The sequence below is a fragment of the Moraxella sp. genome (genome assembly GCF_024227015.1).
Lineage (GTDB): Bacteria > Pseudomonadota > Gammaproteobacteria > Pseudomonadales > Moraxellaceae > Moraxella.
This window is the reverse complement of the sequence record NZ_JAAELD010000250.1, coordinates 1-3,153: the sequence shown is the minus strand read 5'-3', so window position 1 is coordinate 3,153 and position 3,153 is coordinate 1. Positions and strand designations below refer to the sequence as shown.

Below are 3,153 nucleotides of genomic sequence, written 5' to 3'. Positions count from 1 at the left end.
TCGCACGCATTCCACGCTTGATAAATGTCATCGGCAATTTCAAAGGGATTGCTGTTTGCCCAACCTAGCTCGGCACGGGTTAAAGCGATTTCATCATTACCCAATGGAGCTCCGTGGCTATCTTCTTTGCCTTGTTTATTGGGACTGCCTAGACCGATAATGGTTTTGCAGATGATGAGTGTGGGTTTGGTGGTTTCAGCTTTGGCTTGTAGGGTTGCTTCACGAATGGCATCGGCATCGTGTCCGTCCACGTGGAGTACTTGCCAATTATAGCTTTCAAAACGCTTGGCAGTGTCGTCTGAGAACCAGCCTTCCACTTCGCCGTCAATAGAAATGCCATTATCGTCATAATAGGCGATGAGCTTGCCCAGTCCTAACGTGCCAGCGAGCGAACAGGCTTCGTGCGACACGCCTTCCATAAGACAGCCATCCCCCAAAAAGCAGTAGGTATAATGGTCGATAATGGCGTTATCGGGTTTGTTAAATTGTCCTGCCAAAGTTTTTTCGGCTAAGGCAAAACCCACCGCATTGGCAATGCCCTGCCCCAAAGGCCCTGTGGTCGTCTCAATGCCGTCCGCATAGCCGTGTTCAGGGTGTCCTGCGGTTTTGGCGTGGAGTTGGCGGAAATTTTTGATGTCGTCAATGGTCAAATCATAACCCGACAAATGTAACAAGGCGTACAGTAGCATAGAGCCGTGTCCGTTTGATAACACAAAGCGGTCTCGGTTTGCCCATTTGGCATTTTTGGGGTTGTGATTCAAAAATTCACGCCACACGACTTCGGCAATGTCCGCCATGCCCATGGGAGCCCCAGGGTGTCCTGAGTTGGCTTTTTGAACAGCGTCCATGGCAAGGATACGAATGGCGTTGGCGTTGTGGCGTTGGTTTAAGGGAGTTGGCATAAGGAGTATCCAAATTCTAGAAGTGAAAATTTGCGGTATTATAGCATATTACGCCTTATTGGGCGAATTTTGGCAATAAAAAACCGCTTAATCCTAAGACTAAACGGTTTGTATGAAAACATTATTTCAACACTTCAAGTCCACCCATATAAGGCTGTAACACCTTAGGAATATTGACCGTGCCGTCTGCGTTTTGGTGGTTTTCTAAGATAGCAAGGAGCGTTCTACCCACCGCAAGCCCTGAGCCGTTTAGGGTATGCACAAGCTCAGTTTGTTTGCCGTCCTTGACCCTTGCCCCCATACGGCGAGCCTGAAAATCGCCACAGTTAGAACAGCTACTAATCTCACGGTAAGTATCCTGAGACGGTAGCCACACTTCAATATCATAAGTCTTAACCGCTCCAAAACCCATGTCGCCTGTGCATAGCGTGATGACACGATAAGGGAGTTCTAGGGCTTGCAAAATACTCTCGGCTTGGGCAGTCATCTCTTCTAGGGCTTGCATGGACGTGTCCGCTCGTACGATTTGCACCATTTCTACTTTTTCAAATTGGTGCTGACGGATAAGCCCACGAGTATCCCGCCCTGCTGACCCTGCTTCACTTCTAAAACAAGGCGTATGAGCGGTGAGTTTTATCGGCAAATCACTCGGAGCGAGCATGGTATCACGCACGGTGTTGGTGAGTGGCACTTCGCTTGTCGGTATCATATAATAGCTGTCTGACACCTTAAATAAGTCTTCTTCAAATTTAGGCAGTTGCCCTGTCCCTTTTAAGCTCTCGGCATTTACCATATAAGGCACATACATTTCGGTGTAGCCCTTACTGATGTGCGTGTCTAGCATAAACTGAATCAACGCTCGGTTCAGTCTGGCAAGTCCGCCCTTTAATGTGCTAAATCTTGCCCCTGTCAATTTGCTCGCCAACGCAAAATCAAGCTGTCCTAAGCCTTCGCCGATGTCGGTATGGTCTTTAATCTCAAAATCAAAGACTCGTGGCACGCCCCATTTGCGTACTTCCACGTTGTCGCTCTCGTCCGCCCCCACAGGCACGCTGTCATCGGGTAGGTTCGGTATGGCAAGGCTTGCATTTGTGATGACCGCTTGCAAATCCCTTAGCTCGTTTTCGGCGGTTTTCATCTCATCGCTAACCTTTTCCATTTGGGCAAGCAGGTCATCGGCATTTTCGCCACTGCGTTTTAATTCGCCAATCTTTTTTGCCCCTGCGTTTTTTTGAGCTTGCAATTCTTCGGTACGAACTTGTAGCTCTTTGCGTTTGGTTTCTACGTCTGTCCAAAACGCCACATCAAGTTCATAGCCACGGGTTGCCAGTTTTTCTTTTAAGGCGGTCAAATCGGTGCGTAATAATTTGGGGTCTAGCATGGTTTACCTACGAATGTTCTAAAATTAAAAATGATGCCTATCATAGCAAAAAAGGCGTGAAATTTCAGCAAGTTTGCCTATTTTTGGGCAAATTTTAGCAAATTGCGCGATTTTTAAAGTTTTTGGTTTATTTTTTGGCATAAAATCGGTAATATAGGCGCAAATTTCTATTTTATTTTTGGCAATCCCAAAAAGGAGCTGATCGTGAGCAAGGCGCTTTACCCTTACACCCTAAAACCCATCGCACTGAACATGACCGACGCGGAATTTCGTGGCGCACAGCTTGCCTTGTTCGAAAAAGGCGCGAGCAACTTTACCCTAAAGTCCATTCGTACCAAAGAATGGGTCGTTATGGCATTGGTGGTGGCAGCGGCGATCGCAGGACTTGTATTTGTTAGCGGCTATTCGACGATCATTTTTTGGATTATGTTGGCACTTGTGGGCATCTACTTGTTGGCGCGCACCTTGGGACTAAAATGGTACATGCGCCGCGAATACGACAAGCAAGTAGCCGGCACACAGATGCCTGAAGAGATGGCGAATGTACAATTAGGCGTGCAGTCGCATGGTCTGGTGATGAGCGTTCCTGCGCCTGCCGGCATGCTAAATAACCCCCAAATGCGCGGCATGCAAATGCGTTCAGCGCCAATGCAATCGGCGGTCATCCCTTGGAATACCGTCAGCAGCTGGGATGAAACCGATGAGTATGTATTCATGATGTTCGAGATGAGAGGGCAAAAAGGCAGCCAAATCATTCCAAAGCGCCTAGAGAATAATGGCCTGCCCATCAAAACCATCGTCAAACATCTGTCAGAAGTAAAACCAAAAGGTCTAGAATCACTGACACAGACCGTTTAATAGCCGATTAGC

The 3,153-nt window shown here is 47.7% G+C and carries 3 protein-coding genes; 1 reads left to right on the top strand and 2 read right to left on the bottom strand.

Annotated features, from left to right (window positions below; translation table 11 throughout):
• Both GY683_RS05935 and serS read right to left on the bottom strand, forming a co-directional pair.
• Nucleotides 1-902 (bottom strand): thiamine pyrophosphate-dependent enzyme (locus GY683_RS05935; protein ID WP_297287867.1); only part of this gene is annotated, 902 nt, incomplete at its 3' end.
• A gap of 121 nt (nucleotides 903-1,023) precedes the next feature.
• Nucleotides 1,024-2,283: a serine--tRNA ligase gene (gene serS, locus GY683_RS05930; RefSeq protein ID WP_297287866.1), complete on the bottom strand. Its 1,260-nt coding sequence runs from the start codon at nucleotides 2,281-2,283 to the stop codon at nucleotides 1,024-1,026.
• A gap of 204 nt (nucleotides 2,284-2,487) precedes the next feature.
• On the opposite strand from serS, the gene GY683_RS05925 reads away from it, so the two are divergent.
• Nucleotides 2,488-3,141 carry a YcxB family protein gene (locus GY683_RS05925; protein ID WP_297287865.1) on the top strand — a complete coding sequence of 218 codons (654 nt, stop codon included), beginning with the start codon at nucleotides 2,488-2,490 and terminating at the stop codon, nucleotides 3,139-3,141.
• The last annotated feature ends 12 nt before the right edge of the window (nucleotides 3,142-3,153 follow it).